This window comes from Flavobacterium sp. GW821-FHT11G01, assembly GCF_058808175.1.
Window position 1 is genome coordinate 64,095 of the sequence record NZ_JBXARK010000014.1, and the last position, 24,603, is coordinate 88,697.

18 protein-coding genes are annotated in these 24,603 nt (G+C 31.3%); 6 read left to right on the plus strand and 12 right to left on the minus strand.

Annotation, left to right across the window (positions count from 1 at the left end; genetic code table 11):
* Positions 1-520: 520 nt before the first annotated feature.
* The 10 genes from AC1RRN_RS20420 to AC1RRN_RS20465 are packed head-to-tail and all read right to left on the minus strand — an operon-like array spanning position 521 to position 10,835.
* Entirely contained in the window at positions 521-1,438 is a 918-nt protein-coding gene (locus AC1RRN_RS20420) for a hypothetical protein (RefSeq protein WP_492969068.1), read from the minus strand.
* Positions 1,439-1,486: 48 nt separating this feature from the next.
* Complete coding sequence (locus AC1RRN_RS20425) at positions 1,487-2,554, minus strand: hypothetical protein (RefSeq protein WP_492969069.1); 1,068 nt, start codon at positions 2,552-2,554, stop codon at positions 1,487-1,489.
* A 2-nt stretch (positions 2,555-2,556) separates the two neighbouring features.
* Complete coding sequence (locus AC1RRN_RS20430) at positions 2,557-3,540, minus strand: hypothetical protein (RefSeq protein WP_492969070.1); 984 nt, start codon at positions 3,538-3,540, stop codon at positions 2,557-2,559.
* A 4-nt stretch (positions 3,541-3,544) separates the two neighbouring features.
* Positions 3,545-4,555 carry a hypothetical protein gene (locus AC1RRN_RS20435; RefSeq protein WP_492969071.1) on the minus strand — a complete coding sequence of 337 codons (1,011 nt, stop codon included), beginning with the start codon at positions 4,553-4,555 and terminating at the stop codon, positions 3,545-3,547.
* A 36-nt stretch (positions 4,556-4,591) separates the two neighbouring features.
* A complete protein-coding gene (locus AC1RRN_RS20440) occupies positions 4,592-5,113 on the minus strand; it encodes a hypothetical protein (protein ID WP_492969072.1) in 522 nt (173 codons plus the stop codon).
* Between the two features lies 1 nt (position 5,114).
* On the minus strand, positions 5,115-6,311 hold the full coding sequence (locus tag AC1RRN_RS20445) for a hypothetical protein (RefSeq protein WP_492969073.1): 1,197 nt from the start codon (positions 6,309-6,311) through the stop codon (positions 5,115-5,117).
* Entirely contained in the window at positions 6,311-8,503 is a 2,193-nt protein-coding gene (locus AC1RRN_RS20450; RefSeq protein ID WP_492969074.1) for a type II secretion system protein GspD, read from the minus strand. Before AC1RRN_RS20450 ends, AC1RRN_RS20445 begins: the two co-directional genes overlap by 1 nt.
* 40 nt (positions 8,504-8,543) lie before the next feature.
* The gene (locus AC1RRN_RS20455) at positions 8,544-9,947 is read right to left on the minus strand and encodes a GspE/PulE family protein (protein ID WP_492969075.1); all 1,404 of its coding nucleotides are present in this window, start codon (positions 9,945-9,947) and stop codon (positions 8,544-8,546) included.
* Positions 9,948-10,424 carry a hypothetical protein gene (locus AC1RRN_RS20460; protein WP_492969076.1) on the minus strand — a complete coding sequence of 159 codons (477 nt, stop codon included), beginning with the start codon at positions 10,422-10,424 and terminating at the stop codon, positions 9,948-9,950.
* Positions 10,425-10,835, minus strand: coding sequence for a type IV pilin protein (locus AC1RRN_RS20465; protein ID WP_492969077.1), 411 nt, complete (start codon positions 10,833-10,835; stop codon positions 10,425-10,427).
* A gap of 274 nt (positions 10,836-11,109) precedes the next feature.
* Here AC1RRN_RS20465 and AC1RRN_RS20470 point away from each other — a divergent pair, with 274 nt between their 5' ends.
* The 6 genes from AC1RRN_RS20470 to AC1RRN_RS20495 all read left to right on the plus strand — a co-directional run bounded on the left by AC1RRN_RS20470 (position 11,110) and on the right by AC1RRN_RS20495 (position 22,201).
* The gene (locus AC1RRN_RS20470) at positions 11,110-14,385 is read left to right on the plus strand and encodes an RHS repeat domain-containing protein (RefSeq protein ID WP_492969078.1); all 3,276 of its coding nucleotides are present in this window, start codon (positions 11,110-11,112) and stop codon (positions 14,383-14,385) included.
* Positions 14,386-14,392: 7 nt separating this feature from the next.
* Complete coding sequence (locus AC1RRN_RS20475) at positions 14,393-18,013, plus strand: DUF6443 domain-containing protein (RefSeq protein ID WP_492969079.1); 3,621 nt, start codon at positions 14,393-14,395, stop codon at positions 18,011-18,013.
* A 23-nt stretch (positions 18,014-18,036) separates the two neighbouring features.
* Positions 18,037-18,543, plus strand: a complete 507-nt coding sequence (locus AC1RRN_RS20480) for a hypothetical protein (protein WP_492969080.1) — start codon at positions 18,037-18,039, stop codon at positions 18,541-18,543.
* A 608-nt stretch (positions 18,544-19,151) separates the two neighbouring features.
* Positions 19,152-19,781 (plus strand): REP-associated tyrosine transposase, encoded by a 630-nt coding sequence (locus AC1RRN_RS20485; RefSeq protein WP_492969111.1) that lies wholly within the window; start codon positions 19,152-19,154, stop codon positions 19,779-19,781.
* Positions 19,782-20,031: 250 nt separating this feature from the next.
* Positions 20,032-20,931 (plus strand): RHS repeat domain-containing protein, encoded by a 900-nt coding sequence (locus AC1RRN_RS20490; RefSeq protein ID WP_492969112.1) that lies wholly within the window; start codon positions 20,032-20,034, stop codon positions 20,929-20,931.
* 670 nt (positions 20,932-21,601) lie between these two features.
* Positions 21,602-22,201, plus strand: coding sequence for an REP-associated tyrosine transposase (locus AC1RRN_RS20495; protein WP_492969081.1), 600 nt, complete (start codon positions 21,602-21,604; stop codon positions 22,199-22,201).
* A 294-nt stretch (positions 22,202-22,495) separates the two neighbouring features.
* Here AC1RRN_RS20495 and AC1RRN_RS20500 read toward each other — a convergent pair whose 3' ends face one another.
* Together AC1RRN_RS20500 and AC1RRN_RS20505 are read right to left on the minus strand one after the other, a co-directional pair.
* Entirely contained in the window at positions 22,496-23,410 is a 915-nt protein-coding gene (locus tag AC1RRN_RS20500) for a hypothetical protein (RefSeq protein ID WP_492969082.1), read from the minus strand.
* A 13-nt stretch (positions 23,411-23,423) separates the two neighbouring features.
* The gene (locus AC1RRN_RS20505; RefSeq protein ID WP_492969083.1) at positions 23,424-24,362 is read right to left on the minus strand and encodes a hypothetical protein; all 939 of its coding nucleotides are present in this window, start codon (positions 24,360-24,362) and stop codon (positions 23,424-23,426) included.
* Positions 24,363-24,603 lie beyond the last annotated feature (241 nt).

Genomic DNA, 24,603 nt, shown 5'->3' on the forward strand with positions numbered 1-24,603 from the left:
AGTACATTTTATCTAAATACATTTTACAGTTATAATAAAATGCAAATTAGATTGGTTGAGGTATTAAAAAATAGCTTGAAAGGATTTCTCTTATTTGATTTTTTGAAGAGAATAATTTGAAGTAGTTTAAATAATGATAAAAAAGGTTTTTCATATCAATTGGTTAAATTTGGGAAGAATAGTTCGCACAAATCTAAGTATCTGCTTTACAAAAACCTTACGGGTTTCCACATTTTAGCTAATTATTTATTAAAATAATTTATTTAACCCGTTTTTTAAGCGCATTTACTAGGAATAAAAACAATATTTAACAACTATTGCAATAATTTAATTTTTATAAAACTAGTAAGACATTATTGTTTTAGTACTACACCACCAATAAAATAATTGATTAATAACGGCTCTACTCCCTTTTTTATTCAGTCGGGAGGCTTTTTATCAGTTAGTTTCCCAGCTAATTCAAAAGTCCCTAAAACAAAAAGCCACTTCAATGAAGTGGCTTTGCTATAGTAAAATAATTCTATTTCTTTCCTTTTTCAAGAACTTCTAACCTCTTATTCTGCTCTTCAATTATTTTAGTGAGATTTTGCGTATTTTTTTGTTGTTCTATAGCATAAAGTGTTAACTCCTCGACTTTCTTCAAAAGTGCCATATTCATTTCTGCTAATTGTATTCCATTCTTCTCAAATTCTTTGGCAGAAGGAATTTCAGGTAAATGATTATTTTGATTTACATACGTTTCTACTTCTTTTAAACTTCTTAATTTATAATCATTAGCGAAAACATAATCTGGTGCAGGAACATTTAAATCTACTTTTACTTCTTTAGAGTGAATTGTTCCGTTTACGGCTAATTTAGCATCTGGATTTTCAGTTCCTATTCCTACACTGCCTGAAGCATTCCAAATGCTATTTCCAGATAGATAAATATTGCCTTTGAACCTGTTTTGATATGGAATTTCGACTGTTTTTGTTCCTGTCATTGGTTCATCGACTGCTGTCCAACCTTGAAACCAGCCGCTATTTTCCAGTATCCCATGAGCAAATACACTTACAGTAAATCTTTGAAAATATGATTTATCATTTATAAAAATGACTACTTTTCCATTTTCATTTGATAAATAAACTGGAGGGATATAACTTCCTGATGAAGATGCTACATAATGTGTGAAAAAATAATTTACAGGATCACTAAAATTTGCTCCGCCAGAATAAACATAATAAGCAATAGTTAGATTGATAGTTTCACTTGTATTATAATTATACCCAGTTATATTTATAGTTGGCATTTGACTGGAAGGAGTAAATGGTATATTTGTTTTTATCTTAACTCCATAATTGGGAACATTACTTCCTGTATAGTTAATAATATTATTATAGTTTTGAGCATTACTTAGCATTGTAATAAACAACATTAGAAGTAGGGCATATTTTTTCATAATAATTTAATTTATAATTTTAATAAAAGATTATCTGTAAATCGATTGTTATCTATTTTTTGCTTTCAAAGCTTTGTTTTCTTCTTTTAGAATAATAATATCTTTCTTCATTTCAATCATATATAAAGTCAACTCTTCTATCTTCTGCAAAAGCTTAGCATTCATTTCACCTAAATTCACTCCATTTTTTAAAACTTCTTCTTCACTTGGAATGTTTTCTAAATGTCCTTTTTCAGTAATATGTTTTTCAACTTCTTCGAGTGTTGGCAAATTGTATTCTTTTTTGAAAACAAAATCTGACCAGCCTGTCATATCGACTTTTACTTCTTTTGAATGGATTGTTCCGTTTACGGCTAGTTTTGAATCTGGAGCTAATGTTCCAATGCCAACGTAACCATTTCGATCGATACGCATACGTTCAGTACCATAAGTTCCAAAAACAATATTCCCGTTCATGTCTGGTACTGTCGAATAACCTGACAAATCTATATAAGATTTAATTCCTGGAGTTGTCCCACCTCCAGCTGAAATTCTTAAAAAACCATCATCATAATCATTTCCACCATTACTATAACCTCTAATTTCCCCTGTTAGCAAGGCCTTATTAGTAATTGATGGCCTAGCCAAAGTATTTGTTAATCCTCCATTTATTGTTAGTGAGCCAGCAATAGATAATTTGCTGACAGGCGAGTTTGTGCCAAAACCGGCGTTTCCTTGTGTATCAAAAGCTAACACCTCCTTATTTACACCAGATGATGAAACAATACCAAAAGACATAGAATTATCTAATAATCTAAGATATGATCCTCCTCTTATAACATTTAATAAATGCATTCCTCTACTTGTAGATACTGCAACATTATTACCAATTCCAACTCCGGAATAACTTACTTCTGGTTCACTCGACCAAAGCATTAGATCAGCCTGGCGCGCATCGTCACCACCTCCTAAAGAATGCACTAAAATTTGAGAATTATTATGATAACCATTTATATGTAACATGTATAATGGACTAGTTGTTCCTATTCCAACATTTCCTGAAGGTAACGGAAAACTATTTTGGGCAAAATTTATCTGTGAGGCCAATGTTACAAAAAAAACTATATATCTCTTCATAATTATTTTTTTACAAGATTTTTAATTTGTTTCTCTAAATCAATCTGATTTTTTTTAATTAAGTCATTTTCAACTTTAATTAAATTGTTTTGTTTTTTCATCTCCTCATTTTCTTTTTTCATTTCAATCATATAAAGTGTCAACTCTTCTATTTTTTGCAAAAGCTTAGCATTGATTTCACCCAAATTAATTCCGTTTTTCAAAACTTCTTCTTCACTTGGAATATTTTCTAAATGTCCTTTTTCAGTAATATGTTTTTCGACTTCTTCCAGTGTTGGTAAATTGTATTCTTTTTTGAAAACAAAATCAGACCAGCCTAACATATCTACTTTAACTTCTTTGGAGTGAATGGTTCCGTTTACGGCAAGTTTTGCATCTGGAATTGATGTACCAATTCCAACATTCCCATACTTGACATTTAGTATTGTGTTATTACCAAGTTCATTGATATAAAGAGGTAATGACATATGTGATTGTATCCAACTATATGTTGTATTTCCACCAAACTTAAGAACCGTACCATTATATGTCTCAATAGTTAATGCTCCCCCTCCAGATTGATCATCCGGCACTTTAAAATGTCCAGCTCCAAACACATCTAGTTTATAAGCTGGATTTGTCGTACCAATACCTACATTACCATTTCCTTGAATCCTTATTTTTTCAGTTTGGCCTGTCAGGAAAGATTCTTGTGTGAAAAATTGCATCCCATAAGTATTATAACCAGCGCTTTGAGTAATGCTTCTTATAGAAGTTCCGAAGGTATCATAATTACTAAAATTAATAGAATGTGCAATCATTATCGAAGATTCATTCTCTGCATTTGACAACAAATTTCTAACAAGTATATTGCCGCTATTCACTTCTAATTTTGCTAAAGGGTTAGTAGTGCCAATACCAACATTACCTGAAGGTAAAGGAAAAACATTTTGGGCAAAGTTTATTTGTGTAGCAAATGCCACAACTAGTAAAATTGTCTTTTTCATTGCATTATTTATTTTCGATTTTTATAATTCTTCTCTCTAGCTCTAGTTGATTTTTCTTCATTAATTTATTTTCCTTTTTTACCATTTCATTCTCCTTTTTCATTTCAATCATATAAAGTGTCAACTCCTCGATTTTCTGTAAAAGCTTAGCATTCATTTCTCCTAAATTGACTCCATTTTTCAACACTTCTTCTTCACTTGGAATATTTTCTAAATGTCCTTTTTCAATGATATGTTTTTCTACTTCTTCAAGTGTTGGCAAATCGTATTCTTTTTTAAAAACATAATCTGGCCAACCTGACAAATCTACTTTTACTTCTTTGGAATGGATTGTGCCATTTACAGCTAGTTTAGAATCTGGGTATGATGTGCCTATTCCTATATTCCCTCCTGTATTTCCATTAATTACTAATGCATCATTAGTAATTAATGTTCCATCAGTATTATAAATTTGAAAATGAAGATTTTTATCGTAGACATTATTTCCATTATTTATCTGAAATGCAAAAGCTCTGCTATCAAATATTTCTCCAGTTCCAGATTCTCTATTAAAAGCTATTGTTCCAAAATAAGAATTTGTACCCGAGCCAGGGTGAATACTTACACCTGAAGTACCTGATCTTATAGTTAATTTTGAATTTGGAGATGTAGTCCCTATTCCCATGTTGCCATTTTCAGCGATTCGGACCTTTTCTGTTAAATTTTCTGCATTTCCAGCCTTTGTCCAAAAAGTAAAATATCCTGTATTGGTTTCACCAGATCTGGGCATACCTATCCTAGATACTTCTACTGCTCCTTGTTTTGCACTTATTCGTCCAACATCTACATATTGAAAATCATTTCTTAAGCTTTTTAAAGATAAAACTCCTGGGGTTGTATCTGAATTGTAAATTTCCAGTTTTTCACTTGGGTTTGTCGTGCCAATACCTACATTAGCTCCATTGGTAGGAAAAACACTTTGGGCTAAGCAAATCTGGGTGGCAAATGCCACAAAAAATAAAATAGTCTTTTTCATAATTTATTAAGGTTTGGTTTTGGTCGTAAATGTGGTTTAAACTCCTTTGTTTTTTTGCATAATAACTTCTACAAATAACTGATCTGTATTGGTTTTATAATTTTTCTTTTTTATAAAGTTTAAATGTCTGATAATTCCAAGAGCTGGATTATTTTCTACTTTATTGAGTACTGCCAAACAACCGTTAAAGGAGCCTTCTAATGAAAATATATAGCTTGTTGTAGTAAATCCTTTTTCTGATATAATATGTGGTTCCTGAAAATCAACGATTTTTAAATGATAACCATCGCTGTAAGAAGTCAGCTGTTTTAATAAATCATTCTGGAAAGATTCTGAAACATTTATGTCGTAATTGGCCAATACCTCATCTAATTGCTTTTCTTTTTGGATTAACTGACCCACCAGTTTAGGCATATTACTATCTGCAGCTATCTGCTCTTGTTTATTCTTGTATTCTTGATAATAATTTACAGTATTAGAGATCGCAAATGAATAACAAACGTAAAGCACTACAAGAAATCCAAGCAAAAGCAATTTATTTTTTTTGTCCAGTTTCATATTATTTCAGTGTTACTTTTACAGAAAATGTAGTTTCATTCTCTTCATTTTTTCCAAAATGAGTAATCAATACCTTGTCTACCCAATTTAGTTTTTCTATTTCTTCTACCCAATTTGTAAAGGCCGAATTTGCGATCGTTGTTCCTGAAATGCTAATCGTTTTTTCCTGAGCAATTATAGGTTCATCAATCTTAACTTTTTTCTCTAATGGATTAAAGGTCATTTCTGTCAACAAAATAGAACTTGGAACTTTATTGGCAATTTCATTAATAATCAGAGAACTTTGAGAAGTGGTTTTGCCAGCAATCGTTTTAACCTTTTCTTCTTTGACAAGTATTCTTTGACGTAATTTAGTGACATCTTCAATGGAAGATTTATTAACCAATAACGTTTCAGATGTTTCCTGAGCGAGTTTATAATAGTGTGTAAAAAAAATGAAGTTTAATAGTAAGATAGCTAATAATGTTCCCACCATAACTTTCAGTCCTTTTACAAAGAATGCTTTTTGCGTGTATTCGTAATACAAAGTTTCGCTGTATGAAATAATCGAACCTGTATTTGTAGTCGTACTCATAATCAATCTTAGAACCCCTGAAAAAGTCAGCAATTGTCTATTCTCTATCTGAAGATCGTTTATCGTATACGATATAGACCTATCCTGAACACTTGAAGTAATGAGCTGTTGTTGCTCTTGTTTAGAAATTAATTGTGTATTGGTATGTAATTCATCTTCATTTGTATAATCGATAATATCCGAAATAGAACAAATGCCAAGACTAATTCCGGCTATCGCTATATTTTGAGTTTTATAGTTTGAAACGATAGCATCCAAATATGACTTTCTGGTAATGGCAATTATAGATTTGGTTTTTACTCTCCAGATTTCAAAATAAAACTCGTCCCAATTTGTGTTCGGAAATGCTTTATGCAATAATTTTTCATCTGAAGGTTCAATACCTGAAACCTCTTTTTGAATGACCTGATTGGTATTAATTATTAAAAAGAAAGGTAATTTGGCATCCCACTTTTCTGCAATTTTACCGTTATAAGTAACCCTGTTCTTACTAGAAATTACCAGTCCTTCCTTTTTATTTTCAACTAACAACAATGCAACTTTATCTTCATTATTTAAGGTAAAGTGCTCAACGCCTATGTAATGCCTGCCAAGCAAAAAGGAGGTTATTGATGGTAAAGCCATTAGTAAATAACAGTCGGTTTAATTAATACACTTAATTTTTTCTTAGAATCTTCCCGTTTTCTTGAACTGAACAGCCATTTAATAATAGGAATTCTAGATAACAATGGTACTCCTGTACCGGAATCATTTTTTACCGATTCTTCAAGGCCACCCAACACAATTAAATCCTGGTCTTTTACTCTGATTATCGAAGTAAACTCTCTGGAATTGATTCCCGGAGGCGCATCTTTGTCTACTTTTTGTCCATTAAAACTAGACTGTATTACTTTAATATCCATAGTGATTTGTCCGTTTCCGGAAACTAATGGCATAATAGTTACTGACAATTCAGCATCAATAGGCTGATAATTTTTAACCTCTGAAGCTTGTGGAATTTGTGATCCATAATAATTTTGATTAGTAACTACATAATAAGTAGTTTCACCAATAGACAAATAAGCTTTATGTCCATTTAAAGTTGATAATCTTGGGGAAGATCTTACTTTTAAATTTCCATTAGTCTCCATTGCCTTCAGACTTAAATAGAAATTAGGCACTACTTTCCCTATATTTAAAGATCCAAATCCGCTAAAACCATCGATAATTTTGTTGATCGTTTGTGCTCCTAAATTAATATCAGCATTAGGAAAAACGGTTCCCGATGTTGTAACCGGTTTATCTCCAATTCCAGCTTTGATACCCGTTTCAACTGTAGCACTTCGGTTCACCTCCAAAAGCATTACTTCAATCAAAATAACGGGAACTGCTTTGTCAATATATTTTATAAAAGATTCAAATCGCTCAATATTAGCCGCAGGACCATTTACTAAGAAACTATTTAATTCCTTATCAATTTTTATGTCAAGATCTTTTTTAATTTCATCAGGAATAATCGTTAAAATGGATTCAGATGGATTACTACTGTAAGAAGACGAAGAATTATTGTTGTTGTTATTATTGTTATAATTACTGTTCTGATTCTGGTAATTTGAATTGGTTCTATTGTCAGAAGAATTTGAGTTAGAGCTATAATTCGAATAATTATTAGTGTTGTTTAATCTGCCTGCACTTCTTCCCTCTTTTGAAGGGTCACTCAAAATTTCTATAGAGCGGTGCATTAAGGCAATCGATTTAATATTTCTAACTACTAGTTGATCTTTGGTTCCAAAATAATAAATAGAACCATTTTTCATAAAAGTAAAAGAACCACCAGATTGTGATTGCGATCCATTACCTGCAGAATTACTACTAAATTGCTGTGAATTATTGCTTAATGAAGGCGCATTTTCTGTTTTAGTCTCAAATAATTTTACCAAAAGATCATCAAAAGTGATGTTCTTGGCTTTTACTGTCCCGTTGCCTGCATTTTCTAACGGAGAAGAAATGAACATATCAATATCAAGCTCATGGCCAATATCATAAACAATACTTGAAATTGGCGTATTTTCAAAATCTACATCTAACAACTTTCTGTCTGCGTCAACAATTTTAAAGAAAAAGTTAGATTTTCTTGGTCGTTGTGGTTTATTTAGTCTCATTGCACCATTAGCATCTACTGTGCTTTCTGCCACAAAATTTCCTTCTATTTTGTCAAAAATATAGAAATTATCTCTTGACTTATTTACGTTCAAATTATTTGCAAATGCCAATTTGTTCAAAGCAGCATCAAAGGGCATATTTTTGATGTAAACTGTCAATAACTGGTTCTCAAGACCTGGTGCAAAAACTAAGTTTTTACCACTTTCATCCATTATTTTTTTAAAGACATCATATAATTTATCGTCTTTTAAATTTAAAGAGAGTAAATCATTGGCTAAATCGTAACTAACTTCGATTGTTTTTACTGTTTTAATTTCAACAGGTTTTTCATAAGATTTTATAGAAAGAATATTTCCTGTAAAATCAATAGTAAGATTATATTCTTTACATAAAAAGATAAGAAGATCACCAACAGTAACATCTGAAAAATTATTGACGATATTAATTTGAGCCAAATTAGGCGCAACACTAATATTTAATTTATGCACCTGAGAAACGGCCAGTAAAAAACTAGACAAGGATGCCTCTTTAATGTTAACATTAATTTTTTCATTTAATCCCGGCGCATCAGCGGTAATTGATTCTATTTGGTTTTTAAGCTGTCCAATTCTATTTTCCTGCGAAAATGAAGTTTGAAAGAGGAGTAGAAAAATTAGGGCAATTATTTTTTTCATGAATTTATTTCCGTTGTAAGGCTTTTATTATGTAAATAAACTACAAGAGTAAAGAAAAAACTTCATCAACCGAAGTAATTCCTTCTTTTATTAATAACAATGCATTACGTTTTAGTGTAAATATGTTTTTTTCTTCAAGATACTCGTTAATATCGAGTTGGTTATTTTTAATCAAATTAGATAATTCGGCATCAATTGGTAAAATTTCATAAATAGCTTTTCTTCCTGAATATCCCGTATGATAACAGTGTTCACATCCGACCGCAATGTGATGTGATTCCAGATCTTTTGAGATTTTAAATCCGGTTGGAAAAACGGCAGACGAAATAATTTCTTCTTTTTTACAAGAATCGCATAGTTTACGAACTAAACGTTGTGCAACACTAATATTTAAGGTACTGGCAATCAAAAATGACGGAATTCCCATATCGATTAATCTGGAAACTGTCGCCCAGGCGGAATTGGTGTGAATAGTTGATAAAACAAGGTGTCCGGTCAAAGCTGCGCGAATTGCCATATTGGCCGTATTAACATCACGAATCTCTCCTACCATTATAATATCAGGATCTTGTCGCAAAAATGTTCTTAAGGTAGTGGCAAAATCAAGTCCTATGTTTTCTTTTAATTGTACCTGATTGATTCCCTCAAGTGTATATTCTATAGGATCTTCAACCGTTAAAATATTCGTGTTCGGGACATTTAATTTTTTTAAAGTGGCATATAATGTGGTGGTTTTTCCAGATCCTGTTGGCCCTGAAATAAGAACAATACCATTTGGGCGTTTAATATTTTCAAGATAAGCAGTTAACTCTTTTTCAGTAAAACCAAGCGAATTAATATCAATATGACTGGTGTCTTTACTTAAAATACGCAATACTACTTTTTCTCCATGCAAAGTTGGCAAAACAGAAACACGGACATCAAAATCCTGATAATCCGTTACCATGGTGATACGCCCGTCTTGTGGCAAACGTTTTTCAGAAATATCAAGCTGCGCTCGTATCTTAATTTTATTGACAATAATAGGATATTCTTCTACCGAAATATGAAATTGTTCTTTCAGTTTTCCATCTAAACGAAAACGCACACGGGCATTTTTTTCATAAGGTTCAAAATGAATATCACTGCTCCCTATTTCTTTTGCATTCAATACAATTTTTTCTAAAAAATCAGCGGTATAGTGAATTTCTGAAACACTATTATTGCTTGTTTTTCTATAATTGGTACTTAAGTAACGATTTATATTTTCTGTGGAATCAGCTTCCAATTCAACTTGAAAACTAAGCAAAATTCCTAATTCATTTTGCAGACTGACAATATCAGAAGTATCTGTCTTCAATAAAACCGTTTGCTGATTTTTTCCAACAGGAATAATTCTGTAGTAATAAGCCTGTTCTGATTTTACAAGCTGCTGAAACTCTATTGGGATATCAAAATGCTCCATTTAATAAGCGTATAAAAAAGTACTCGAATAACAAAAACTAACGGCATATACTGCGCCAAAAAAAAGTGACATGTAACCGGCTAGCGGAACGGTTTGCTGTTGCTTTTTATTACTCAATACAAAATGAAGAATCAATGAAAACAAGAGAGAAAAAACAAATAAAACGAAAAAAGAAACTATTGAAAAAGTACAGGAGATAAAAACAAAAAACAAGATATCTCCAATTCCAATAGCATTTTTAAAATGCAGATTTCTGTATTTTACATATAAATAACTTACTCCTAAAATAAGCGTAATAAATAACAAATTAATACCCAGATTAAAAAAAACGATTGTTAACGGTAGATTGTATAACTGAATTACGAAAGCTAAAATTCCGATAATAGGATACAAAAACCAATATACCAAACGACTGTTAAAATCCTGATATAAAACGATTATAAAAACGAGGATTAATATTAATTTTAAATACCACATTTAGTCGTTTATAACTTGTTTTGGAACCCCATTTTGATCGATCTCCCAAACATTAAAAACACCGTTTCCATTAAAGTCCGTAATAGCGGTTGCCTTTACTTTAAAAGCAGTATTATCAGACTGGATAATTTCGTAAACATAGTTGGCACTACCGTTGTCTTTTGTAGTTTTTGGAGCTTCAAAATCTATTTCAGTAAAATTAGGGCTGTATTTCGAGTACATAAAATAGTACTGTTTTTCAGCATTATAGATAGCTTTTAGCTGTACTTGTGCTTCTACACTTTTAGCCTTTGTGATTAAAGGCATCAGGTTAGGCAAGGCGATTAAAAGCAAGATTCCTATGATAGCTAAAACAATCAACATTTCCTGAAGATTGAAAGAAGGCAGTTTTTTTAGTAGATTTTTTTTCAAAACAAAAGATAAATTAATTTCTACAAATATATCTTTTTTATTGAAAAATGGTTAGCGTGGTATTAAGAAATATTCTGTTAATATTTTAATAAAATTATAAGAAAGTTTTCTTTAATATTGCCACCAAAATAATGCAATTTAAAATATAGATTTTAAAAATCACTATCTAACTATCTCTTACCAACTTAAAAAAAAAGCATGAAAATATAATTATCACAAGCAAACAATTTAGAACTCACTTATAAAAACAAAAGAAAATAGAAACACCAGAATTATGAAAATATTTCGAAAAAAAGTTAAAGCTCTTATATTATTAATTTTAATAGTCAACAACTACACCGCTTTCTCTCAAATAATAAATCCTGTTCCAGAAAAAGTGTTTAGTGCTTCTCCAGACGTAATGGCTTTTCAAAAATATAATATTACGGAAGTAAATTTATACACAGGAAAAACAGATGTTAAGATTCCGATCTTTGAAATCAGTTCAGGAAATATCAACGTTCCAATAAGTTTAAATTATGATTCCAGTGGGATTAAAATTGATGACCGAGCCACTTCTGTAGGTTTAGGCTGGGTGCTAAATGCTGGGGGAAACATTATTAGAATTATTAACGACATTCCTGATAATGATACTATGATTGGAACAGACTATATGAGTGATTGGGATACTGGCATACACATTTATCCGTACGTTAGTCGACAAGGAAATAACAGGAAAGTAAATACAAGAATTCCTGTATTTTCACCTTATAACAGGTATTCAAATTTTCCAGGAGATTCTCCATGTTTTGTTTATAGAGAAGATGTTGACGAAAATGAAACTGATGGCTTAAATGGACATTATTGGGCTGAGGCAGCAACATCAAATCCAAGTGGTTATGAAAAAGATTTGCCAGATACATTTATAGTAAATGCTCCTGGAATTAGTTCCAAATTTATAACTATGAATAACACACAAAATGATATTTATCCCAATAATAATTCTGGTTTTACTACCACATTTTTAGATAATTCAGGCATAAAAATGAGCTCCTTGATTGTAGACAAAAGAACAAATCCAGGTTATGGATTTTATAATTATGTAAATCTCGGTGAGAATAATTTAAATCTTTTAAATGCAAACCCATATCATCAAGTTACAGCAGGAAAAAAAATTAAGGATTTTTATGAATTTAATGTTGTTAATACTAATGGAATTAAATATAAATTCAATGAAGAAGAGGTAAATGAAACCTTTTATCGTCCTTTTGGAACTATCCCTATACCATCAGGAGGTTGTAATGACGGTAATTTAGATCAAATATTTAGTTATCATGCAAATTATTATAATAAAAGAATACACACCTGGAATTTAAGTAAAATTGAAGATGACAAAACTAACAAATCAGTTGATTTCCTTTATGAAACTTATGCAAATGCTAATATTGAAAATAATATCCTGATTAACACTAAAATAAACCTTACTGTAAGTTCTCCACAAAATGAAAATTTATTAAATAAATGTGTTTTATCACCATTTGCTCCTGGTGATCCATACAATTATTTAAAGATGAATTCGATGACTAAAAATCCTAAAAGAAAAAGATTAACTACTATCTCTTATGATGAAGGTACAGTTACTTTTCAATATGGCTTAAGTAGACAAGATTATTTAGGAGAAAATGCTTTAACAGAAATAATTGTAAAAAACAAACAAAATGTTATTATAAAACATTTTCAATTAAATTATTCTTATTTTGATTCAAAAGAAAATTGTACGGATCCTGATTGTAAAAGATTAAAACTAGAAAATATTAAAATTCTAGGTGCTGACAATACATCAAATTCATATGTTCTGGATTATGATTACACCATTAAATTACCAAAAAGAGGATCTTTAGAACATGATTTTTTAGGTTACTATAATTATAACGGAACTGCCAGTAACTCAAACGTACTTCTAACGCCAACCTTATATTTTTATAAAAACAACTATACAAATTCGACATTACCTTTTCAATTAGTAAATAATAGTAATTTTCAAGTAATTCCAGGAAATTTTAGCCTTTCTCCCAATAGTTCCTCTTTGACTGGGTTGCTGAAAAAAATTACCTATCCAACTGGTGGAAGTTCTGAATTTGAATATGAAAACAATCAGTTTCAGTATCTGGGAGAAAATTATCTTTCAGGAGGTGCAAGAATAAAGTCTCAAAAATTGACTGATAATAATAATGTAGTTAAAAAAGTAAATTACTCTTATGTGGATGAAAATGGAAAATCTTCAGGTTTTATTAATAACATTCCAAAATTTGCTAACATAATTGACTTTTATGTCGACACCATGGTGGGTAAATCATTTTCGGTATATGATGTAGCTAAAGGGGGAATTGAATTAACTTCTGGGAGCTTTGTAGGCTATTCAAAAATCACAGAAACAGAAATAAACAATGGGTATACAAAGTACGAATTTTCTTCTCCTCGTGAATTTCCAAATACTCCTGAAGTCAGAACTACTCCAAGTGGATCTGATCCAAATTGCACCGCTTGTGGATGTCTTTTTATAAAAAACAGCTCATATCCAATGCTAACTTATATTGATAACGAAAACAGAAGAGGTAAGTTACTCAATAAATCGATATACAATGCAAACAATCAAATCGTAGACCAGGAAACAAATGAATATTCTTATCGAATACTTAAAACATTCCCATTAGAGACATCACTTGGTTATGGTGGACACGGTGAAAATTGTATAGAAAGTGCTACTATAAGCTATGAATTTAACATTAAATCAAACTTGCCAGTTTCTCAGAATTTGTTAGTCAAAAAAACAAATATTAAATATCTTAATAATAATTTGGTAACTACAAGTAAAGATTTTCAATATGATAATAATTTTCCTTTTATAACAAATGAATATTATAATAATGGACTATCAACTATTGAAGTAAGAAGAGCATATTCCTATTTTTCGAGTGAATTTTCTTTACAGCCACTACTCAATAACCTGATAACCAAAAATAGAATTGATGAGATAGTAACAGAAAAAGTATACAGAGATAATACTTTAATAGACACAAAACAGGTTAATTATAAAGACTTTGGCAATGGACTAATTTTACCTAAGAGTATTTCTACATCAGCTGGTGCGCAAGCATTAGAGGAACAAAGTGTTATTGATTTAAGAGACACTAAAGGAAATATTCTTCAGTATCATGATAAAAGTGGAGTAAATATTAGTATAATCTATGGTTATAATCAGACGCAACCTATTGCAAAGATTGAAAATGCAGCTTATAGTGAAGTTTTATCTTATGTATCAAACTTGCAATCTATTTCGAATACAGGAACTGAATCCAGTATGATTACAGCACTAAATAATTTTAGAAATGCTTTCCCAAATGCAATGGTTACTACTTATACATATTTACCACTCGTGGGTATAAGCTCTATTACAGATCCAAAAGGAAATTTAACAACATATACCTACGACTCCTTCGGAAGGCTTGAATTTGTTAAAGACACTCAGGGAAATTTAGTATCACAAAACCAATATCATTATAAAAACTAATAACATGATGAAAAATATCTTAAAAAAAACAGCATGTTTATTGGTCCTTTTTAGTGCAAATTTATTTGCTCAGACACCAGTTGCAATAACAAAGCCAGAGGCGCCAGCGACAGAATATATTGTATCGGGAACAGAAAACCTAACAGCTTCACAGAGTATAATTTTGAAACCTGGTACCTGGATCAAATCAGGAAGTACATTTACAGCAAGTTTGATACCTGATGCTTATCTAGCCGTAGTATTAAGTAATGAAAATTATATTTATACTAGAAATTTTCAAAGGGCTATGAATAACACTTCTTCTATTTATTATAATAGCGATGTAAGTGAAAATATAACTTATTTTGATGGACTAGGCAGGAACATACAAAATATTGCTATCAAGGCTTCTCCAGATAGGCAGGACATTATAACTCATATTGGATATGATGTATTTGGACGACAAGACAAGGATTACCTTCCTTATAAAGCTTCTTCTGGAAATATTGCTTCTTATAGAACGGGCGCAGATGTTAATACCAATAACTATTACACCGCCAATTATGCTTCCGATATTAACATTGGATCTCCTAATCCATTTTCGCAGAAAATATTCGAGAACTCACCTCTAAATCGTGTTCTTCAGCAAGCGGCTCCAGGAAAAGACTGGGCAGTAGGTTCTGGACATGAAATAAAAATGGAATACCAAACCAATATAGCTAATGAAGTAAAATTATTTACTGCTACAACTACTTGGAATGCTACAACAAGTGTTTATGACATTGCTTTAGGAAATTCTGCAGGGAATGTTTACTATCCGGCAAACGAACTCTATAAAACAGTTATCAAAAATGAAAACTGGACCGCCGGGAATGAAAATACTACTGAAGAATTTAGAGATAAAGAAGACCGTATTGTTCTTAAAAAAACCTACGGTGTTTCAGTAGTAAATGGAAGTTCTGTAAGTACAAAACATGAAACCTATTATATCTATGATATTTATGGTAGTCTCACCTTTGTACTTCCTCCAAAGGCTGATAGTACAATTAGTAATATTGTTTTAAATGATTTTTGTTACCAGTACAAATATGATGGATATAAGAGATTGGTCGAGAAAAAACTTCCGGGTAAAGAATGGGAATATATTGTATATGACAAATTAGACAGACCGATTCTAACACAGGATGCTAATTTAAAAGCAGTAAATAAATGGCTATTTACTAAATATGATGCCTTTAACAGACCAGTATATACAGGTGATTATACAAATACTTCACAAACATCAAGAGCTACTGTTCAATCATTAGCAAATAGTGCCACTTACAAATTTGAAAGCAAACAAATAAATGCAATACCAATTAATGGAACTAATGTAAACTATTCCAATAACGCCTTCCCAAATGCTGGAATTGACCTGTTCACGATAAACTATTATGATGATTATAGCAATATTGATTTAGATGGTGGAAATGCTGTGGCGTCTTATGGCATTACTCCCATTACAAATGCCAAAGGATTAACAACATGTTCTAAAGTACGTATACTTGAAACTCCAAACTGGATTACTAATATCATTTACTATGATTCTAAAGGAAGACCTATTTATAATTATAGCAAAAATAATTTTTTAACTCTTACTACTACCGTTAAAACAAAACTTGATTTTGCTGGTAAAATTCTTGAGACAACAAGCACTCATCAGAAAAGAACAGATCCTTTAATAACAATAGTAGATATTTTCTCATACGATCATGCCGGACGTTTATTAACACAAAAACAAACAATTAATAATCAGGCTCAGGAAGTAATTGCAAGTAATACTTATGATAATTTGGGACAGTTGGTTACTAAAGGTGTTGGAGGTAAAATAACACAATCACGTCTTCAAAATGTTGGTTATAACTATAATATTAGAGGGTGGTTAAAAAGCATTAATAATGTCAATACTATTGGAAGCAGTTTGTTTGCATTCCAGATCAATTACAACACTCCTACTTCCGGAACTCCATTATTTAACGGAAATATCAGTCAGACTTTTTGGAAAACTGCTAATATTAATGATAGTACTTTAAAAGGTTATAGTTACACCTATGATGCCTTAAACAGATTAACCCTTGCTGTTGACAATTCCGCAATTAATCCTGGAAGATATAATGAATCTTTAAGTTATGATAAAAACGGAAATATCACAAATCTGTTGAGACTTGGAAACACGGATATTAATGCGACTCAGTTTGGAAATATGGATATTTTAGCATATACCTATACTGGAAACAAACTTGACAAAGTGAAAGATTTGTCAGGAAGTACTGAAGGCTTTAAAGATGGAGCAGACCTTTCAATCGAATATGGTTATGACGCAAACGGTAATATGAAAACTGATGCCAATAAAGGAATCACCGGAATTACTTATAACTATTTAAATCTTCCTACATCAGTAGCTATAAGTGGCGGGACAATCGATTATAAATATGATGCTACTGGCGTAAAACAAAGAAAAACAATCAGCACGGGAGGTACTACTGATTATGCAGGAAGTTTTATTTATGAAAATAATATCTTCAAACAATTTTCACAGCCTGAAGGTTATGTTGTATACAGTGACGGAAATTATAATTATATTTACCAGTACAAAGATCATTTAGGAAATAATAGATTAAGTTATCAGGATAAAGACAATAATGGTAGTGTAAATAGTACTGAAATTGTGCAAGAAAGCAATTATTACCCTTTTGGATTGACTCATAAGGGATATAATGGAGCGATAAATGGTATAGATAATAAATATAAGTATAATGGCAAGGAGCTACAAGACGAGCTGGGGCTTAACATGTATGACTATAGAGCAAGAAACTATGACCCTGCATTAGGTAGATGGATGAACATTGACCCGTTAGCTGAGAAAGGTCGTAGATGGTCTCCTTATAATTATGCTATGGATAACCCTGTATATTTTATTGACCCAGACGGAATGTGGCCTTGGCCATCAGGCCCAATTTTTATACCTATAGTTAATGCTGTAAGTAATTTTTTTAAAGGAGCAGATAGCGGTACTAAGCAAAGATATCAAACTGAACCTGTTAGAGGAGATACTAAAGCAGGTATAAGAGATACCAAAGCAGGAAGAACTAGTGCAACTACTGGTAAGCCTGTAGGAGATTGGGTCATTAGAGCAGACCAAGCTCACAAAAATGCTCCTGAGCCTCATTTTAATATTAATCCAAAAGCAACTGGATTGCCTGACCCACATACAACTATTCCAGGAGGGGCTAAAACATTAAAAGCTCTAGAAAAAACAGGAAAAACAATAGACGCTATAAGTAAAGTAGCAAAACCACTTGCAATAGCGACCGATGTTGTCAGAATTGGTAATGCAATAAATGAAGATGGTGGAACTATAGGAAAAAATACTGTTGTTACTGGTGCTAGTGTTGCAGGTGGTTGGGCTGGTGCATCTGTTGGAGCGTCAATCGGAGCAGAAGGTGGTGCAGTTATTGGTGGTGGAATTGGCGTATGGGCTGGAGGTGTTGGGGCAGTCCCTGGTGCGGCAGTAGGAGGTTTTATAGGAGGTCTTGGAGGCGGTATAGCTGGTGCTTTCGGAGGTTCTTGGTTAGCCGAAGAAGGGGCAAAAAAAGCAGTTCAAAACTAGAAAATAAATAGATAGAAAGACTTATGGATTTTAATAAATATAATGTTTTAAACGCTGACTTTTCAGATAAATATAATTATGAATATGAAAACCTGAAATATAGTTTCATTACCAATTTTATTTATGCTCATGTTCAAAATAAAAAATGTTTTTTATTTGAAATGATGCCAGAAAAAAATTCCATTCTGTACGATATAACTTTATCAAATAAAGAAATTAAAATAAATGGAAAAAAATGTTTACATACTTCAAATATAAATTTAAGGAAGGAAGATATATACAAAATCGTCAAAGAAGAAGAATTTTATCTAGGACATCTTTTAATTGTAGTTAGTGAAATATCTGAAAATAATTTATTCAATATTGCAAATTTATGGAGTAATGAAATTTTTAAAACAGGTTTAGAATTTTTTAAAATGGATAGCGATGGTTTATCTTTCTATTGGTATAATCCAAAAGATGATTTTGCAGAAATTGATTTTCAAACTTTTGTAAATGATTTTACAATTAGTAGTAATAATTTAATATAATCATTCCATTTGACATAAGCATCTTGCTTGTGAATGCAATCAAAAGACAAAAGCCATTCCATAACGGAGTGGCTTTTGCTTTTATAGCACTTTAAAATGTACCAAACCCCCGCTCTCCGAAGTCTTCCCTATGAAAGCTGCGCAAATGTCTCTGACTTTGCGCAATTTTTTTGTTTCTTAGAAATTGTAAACCTGACAAAAGTCTCCCGACTTTTTACGATTGCTTCTAAAGAACAAATTAAGCAAGAAAAATCTTTATTTTTGAAGGAAAATTAATTAAACATGAAGGACGGATATGTAATTCGGAATCAAAAGCTACCTCATTTTATAACCCCCGCTCTCCGAAGTCTTCCTTATAAAAAGCTGCGCAAATGTCTCTGACTTTGCGCATTTTTTTTTAGTTCTTAGAAATTCTAAACATGATAAAAGTCTCCCGCTCTCCGAAGTCTTCCCTATGAAAAGCTGCGCAAATGTCTCTGACTTTGCGCAATTTTTTTGTTTCTTAGAAATTGTAAACCTGACAAAAGTCTCCCGACTTTTTACGATTGCTTCTAAAGAATAAATTAAGTAAGAAAAATCATTATTTTTGACAAAAAATGAGTTTAAAAATGAAAGAAGGATATGTTATTCGTGATCAAAAGTTGCCGCATTTTATAACACCAACAGTTGTAGACTGGATTGATGTTTTTTCACGTCAAACTTATAGAGATATAGTTATTGAATGTTTTGATTATTGCATTAAAAACAAGGGAATGATTTTATATGGTTATGTTATTATGAGTAATCATATTCATTTAATTGTTCAGTCTGAAGAAGGAAAACTATCTGATTTAATAAGAGATTTTAAAAAGTTTATTGCAAAGAATATTTTAGATAAAATTCAAAACTGTCCTGAAAGCAGAAGAGAATGGATGTTGGAACGCTTTAAACTAGCAGCTGAAAAGCATCAAAGAAACAAGGAATATCAATTTTACTTCGTCAGTTCGCCTTTCAGGCTCGGGTGGCAATATGGAAATCACCCAGAAGAAATTTATTCAACAGCGTTTATGTGGTCTAAATTACACTATATACATTTGAATCCTGTGAGAGCCGGATTGGTTGCAAAAGCTTCGGAGTATATTTATTCTAGTGCCAGCAATTATGTTAATGATTCAGGATTGTTAGAAATTGAAAAAGTTGATAATCCAATCGTAAATGTATTAGATCCAAGATCAATAAGTCTTCATAATTTATATTAAATTTAGTTTAAAGTCGGAGACTTTGAGAAGTTTTCGTTTTTCAATTACATTTGTTTGAAATGGCGCAAAGTCAGAGACATTTGCGCAACGTGGAAAAGAAACACTTTGGAGAGCAGGGGTTTATGAGTATATTTACCAGTATAAAGATCACTTAGGAAACATACGATTAAGTTATAACAAAAACTTAAGCATTATTGAAGAAAACAATTATTACCCATTTTGATTAAAACAAAAGAGTCATATTGATATTATCGGAACTCAAGGAAACGCAACAGCACAAAAGTTCAAGTATAACGGAAAAGAATTTCAGGACGAGCTGGTGCTTAACATGACAGCAATGGATTATCGACAATATGATAGTGCGATTGGTCGATTCGTAGGAATGGACAGACTTTCAGAATTTACACATTCAATAACTCCTTATAGGTTTGCATTAAATAATCCAATTTATTTCAATGATCCTTCAGGATTAAGTGAATTTGAAAATGAAAATGGAGGTTTAACAATTTGTCCAACATGCCCAAATACACCTGAATTTAAGCCTCTAATTGATGATCCGAATAATGTATATGTATATGATGCTAAGACAAAGACTGCTACCCGAGCTGTTCAACTTGATGAAGTTGTCGTGCAAGGAAAACCAAAAGCAAAAAGTACTTCTGATTACTACAGTTCTTTTGAATTTAATTATAATGGATTAAATGATATTGTTGTTGGTGCTGGTTTAACTCAATTTCAAAAAAGTTACAATAATAATTATGCATTTATAAATCGTCAATATTACATTTTTTACAAAGCAACTAAATCAAGGTTGAATCTTCCAAAGCCCGGTCAACAAAGACAAATGCTTAAAAAATTATTATCTTCAAGTAAATTTTCCAAAACTTCTAAATTTATAAAAGGAGTAGGAGTTGTAGGAACAGTTTTAACGGTAGGTAATATTGCAGCTGACGGCTCGGATGGTAGCTTAAAAGCGTCTAGTATTATTGATGGGTCTATGTTAGCAGGTGGCGCTATAATATCTGCCGCATTCCCACCTGCTGCTCCTTTTGTAGGAGCAGGTTTGTTAATTTATGGCATCGCGGACTATGCTTTTGAAATTAATGACAAAATTGATGCCAATACTAATGAAGTTAAAATATTTGATTAATTAAACTATTATGATACAAAAAATCATTAAAATACATTATTCAGCAATGATGTATAAGCAAAAAGAACAACCCAGTGATTGGTTAGGCAGAATGGCTTTCATTTTTAACTTTCATCTTTTTTTTATAATATCGTCTATTATTTTTAATGCAATCCTCTTATTAAATTATCGTTTTGAGAATAAAATTATATATTATTTTATTGCAATTATATTAGGCTTTATTGTGTTTTATCTAAATAATGAGAATATGAAAAAGTATATTTTAAAGTTTGAGCCACAAAAAAAATATAAAAAAGAAAAACCATATATAAACTTGATAAATCTTTTATTTATTATACTATTAGGGTTTTTAATTTTTTATCTATTTATCCTCTCATTTAAAATACAGAATTATATATAATCGAGATAAATAAAAAAAGCCATGTTTTTTAAACAATAATTAAGCCCCGCTCTCCTAAGTCTTCCATATTAAAAGCTGCGCAAATGTCTCTGACCCCCGCTCTCCGAAGTCTTCCCCATGAAAAGCTGCGCAAATGTCTCTGACTTTGCGCAATTTTTTTGTTTCTTAGAAATTGTAAACCTGACAAAAGTCTCCCGACTTTTTATGATTGCTTCTAAAGAATAAATTAAGTAAGAAAAATCGTTATTTTTGAAGGAAAATTAATTAAACATGAAGGACGGATATGTAATTCGGAATCAAAAGCTACCTCATTTTATAACACCAACAGTTGTAGACTGGATTGATGTTTTTTCGCGTCAAACTTATAGAGATATTGTTATTGAATGTTTTGATTATTGCATTAAAAACAAGGGAATGATTTTGTATGGTTATGTAATTATGAGCAATCATATTCATTTAATTGTTCAGTCTGAAGAAGGAAAACTATCTGATTTAATAAGAGATTTTAAGAAGTTTATTGCAAAGAATATTTTAGATAAAATTCAAAACAGTCCTGAAAGCAGAAGAGAATGGATGTTGGAACGCTTTAAACTAGCAGCTCAAAAGCATCAAAGAAACAAAGAATATCAATTCTGGCAATATGGAAATCACGCAGAAGAAATTTATTCAACAGCGTTTATGTGGTCTAAATTACACTATATACATTTGAATCCTGTGAGAGCCGGATTGGTTGCAAAAGCTTCAGAATATATTTATTCTAGTGCAGGTAAATATGTTAATGATTCGGGATTATTGGAAATTGAAAAAGTTGATAATCCAATAGTAAATGTATTAGATCCGAGATCAATAATTCTTTATGACATATATTGAATTGAGTTGTAAAGTCGAAGACTTTGAGAGGTTTTTGTTTTTTAATTACATTTGTTTGAAATGGCGCAAAGTCAGAGACATTTGCGCAGCGTGAATAAGGAACACTTTGGAGAGCAGGGGAACCTCAAAAAAATAGAAAAATAGTATTCAGAATATCCCCGTCCCGCTCGTGAACGCAAAGAAAATCGAACATAAATTATAATAAATCAATGACGAATATTTCTGTTTAAAATTTAGCAATCAAAAAGGGCAACTCAAATGAGTTGCCCTTTTTAGTTTTATGCTATAGAAGTATCATTTTCTTTTCTCAATATTCTCAACCTTATCAACCAATACCCTATTTTCATCCTGAAGTTTTACATTATCATCTTTAAGCTCATTCACTTTTTTATTAATCTCAATCACATACAAAGTAAGTTCCTCAATCTTCTGAAGCAACTTAGCATTCATTTCTCCTAATAAAATTCCATTTTTAAGAGCTTCCTCCTCCCTTGGAATATTTTTTAAATAGCCTTTTTCAGTAATATGTTTTTCAACTTCTTCGAGTGTTGGCAGATCATATTCTTTTTTAAAAACATAATCTGGCCAACCTGTTACATCTACTTTTACTTCTTTAGAGTGTATAGTTCCGTTTACGGCAAGAGCAGTATCTGGTGTCATTGTGCCAATACCTACTCTGTCTTGCATTATACTCACATATTGTCGGGGTCCGGGAGCAACAGCTGTTACTAATGGACTAATGGTTGTACCAGTTTTTAATGTATTTATATCATTTGGATAAAGCGACATACCCTCTATCTTAATTGTTAAAGAGTTAGATGAATTTACCAAATGATAAATAGGAATACTATTGGTATCATGATTAAAATCGCCAATATACCATTGCGCTGCAACAGGACCAAATGCTTCGGGAATTTCAGTAGCTTGACTAAAATAACCTGCAGAACCAACATTATGGCCTATCTGATATCTTTTAGTAAACTTTCCTGTTGCCAATTGACCATTATAACTTGAAGTAATAGTTATTTCTAACCAGCCCCATATTGGCACACTAGGAAATTGAATATTAACCGCTAAATTAGCCACTCCCTGAGTAAATTCAGGTGAATTTAAACTAAACTCAAAATGATTTGCGCTCTGTGAATACGAAGAAACACAAACCATAAAGAAGACAAAAAATGAAATTATTTTTTTATAACTATTTTTCATACATGTATTTATTTTATTTGTTATTTGTTATTTTCAAATTGTTAATTTCTTCTTCTAATATTGTAAGCTTCTTAAACATTAACGTACAATCAGAATGGTTTCTTTTAACCATTTCAATTTCTTTATTTTGCTTAATAATGTAAAGCGTTAATTCCTCAATTTTTTCAAGCAATTTTGCATTCATTTCTCCTAATAAAATTCCGTTCTTAAGAACTTCATCCTCACTTGGAATATTTTTTAAATAGCCTTTTTCAGTAATATGTTTTTCAACTTCTGCAAGTGTAGGCAAATCATATTCTTTCTTAAAGACATGATCAGGCCAGCCGTTTACATCTACTTTTACTTCTTTGGAATGTATAGTTCCGTTTACATCTAGTTTGTTTATTGGATTATTAACTCCAAATCCAATATTTCCACTTCCCATAAAGGAAACTACGCTTTCAGGATTACTGATAGAACTCCATGCCCAATTTTGACTTGGTGGAACTTCTTCAATAAAGTATTCCTCATAGTCCCCACCTCTAACTAAAAATGTAAGTCCAAGGTTAGCTGGAGATGTTTTAACGTATACATCATAAAATTCTTTACCAGAGACATCGTTATTTTTCAAAACATACCATGAAAAATCATTGCTTGCATTTCCTGTTTTTATGATATTTGGTTTCTGATTTGCGGTTAAAGCTTGCGGAAAAACAAAATCTACTTTAGCTCCACCTTCGCCTTGGTAATCTACGTAATATACTGTTCCTGAAACACCACTCTTTCCCCAAAATCCAGCTGCTGGATTATAATTTTTAATTCGAAACAACTTTATCCATTTAGATTCATTTACATGATTATAATATTCAAATAATTTGAGTTGAGTACTAGTATTTGTGCCTAATACAGCAGTTTGTGATTGCGAAACATTCCAGAAAAAAATGAAAAGAAATGAATAGAAAAAAAGTTTCATAGTATATATTTAAAATGATTACTGTTAGAAAAATAACATAGGATATTACTCGCTAATATATAATTAAAAATTTAACAAAAAAGCCGGAAGATCACAAAAAAATATATTATAACTCAGTAATCCAATAGAATAAAGGGATCCCCTAAAAAGTAAGAAAAAGAGAAAAATTAAAATTGAACAAAATGCAGTAAAATCTTAAAATAAACATAAAAATTTAACAATCAATTACTTCTATTTCATT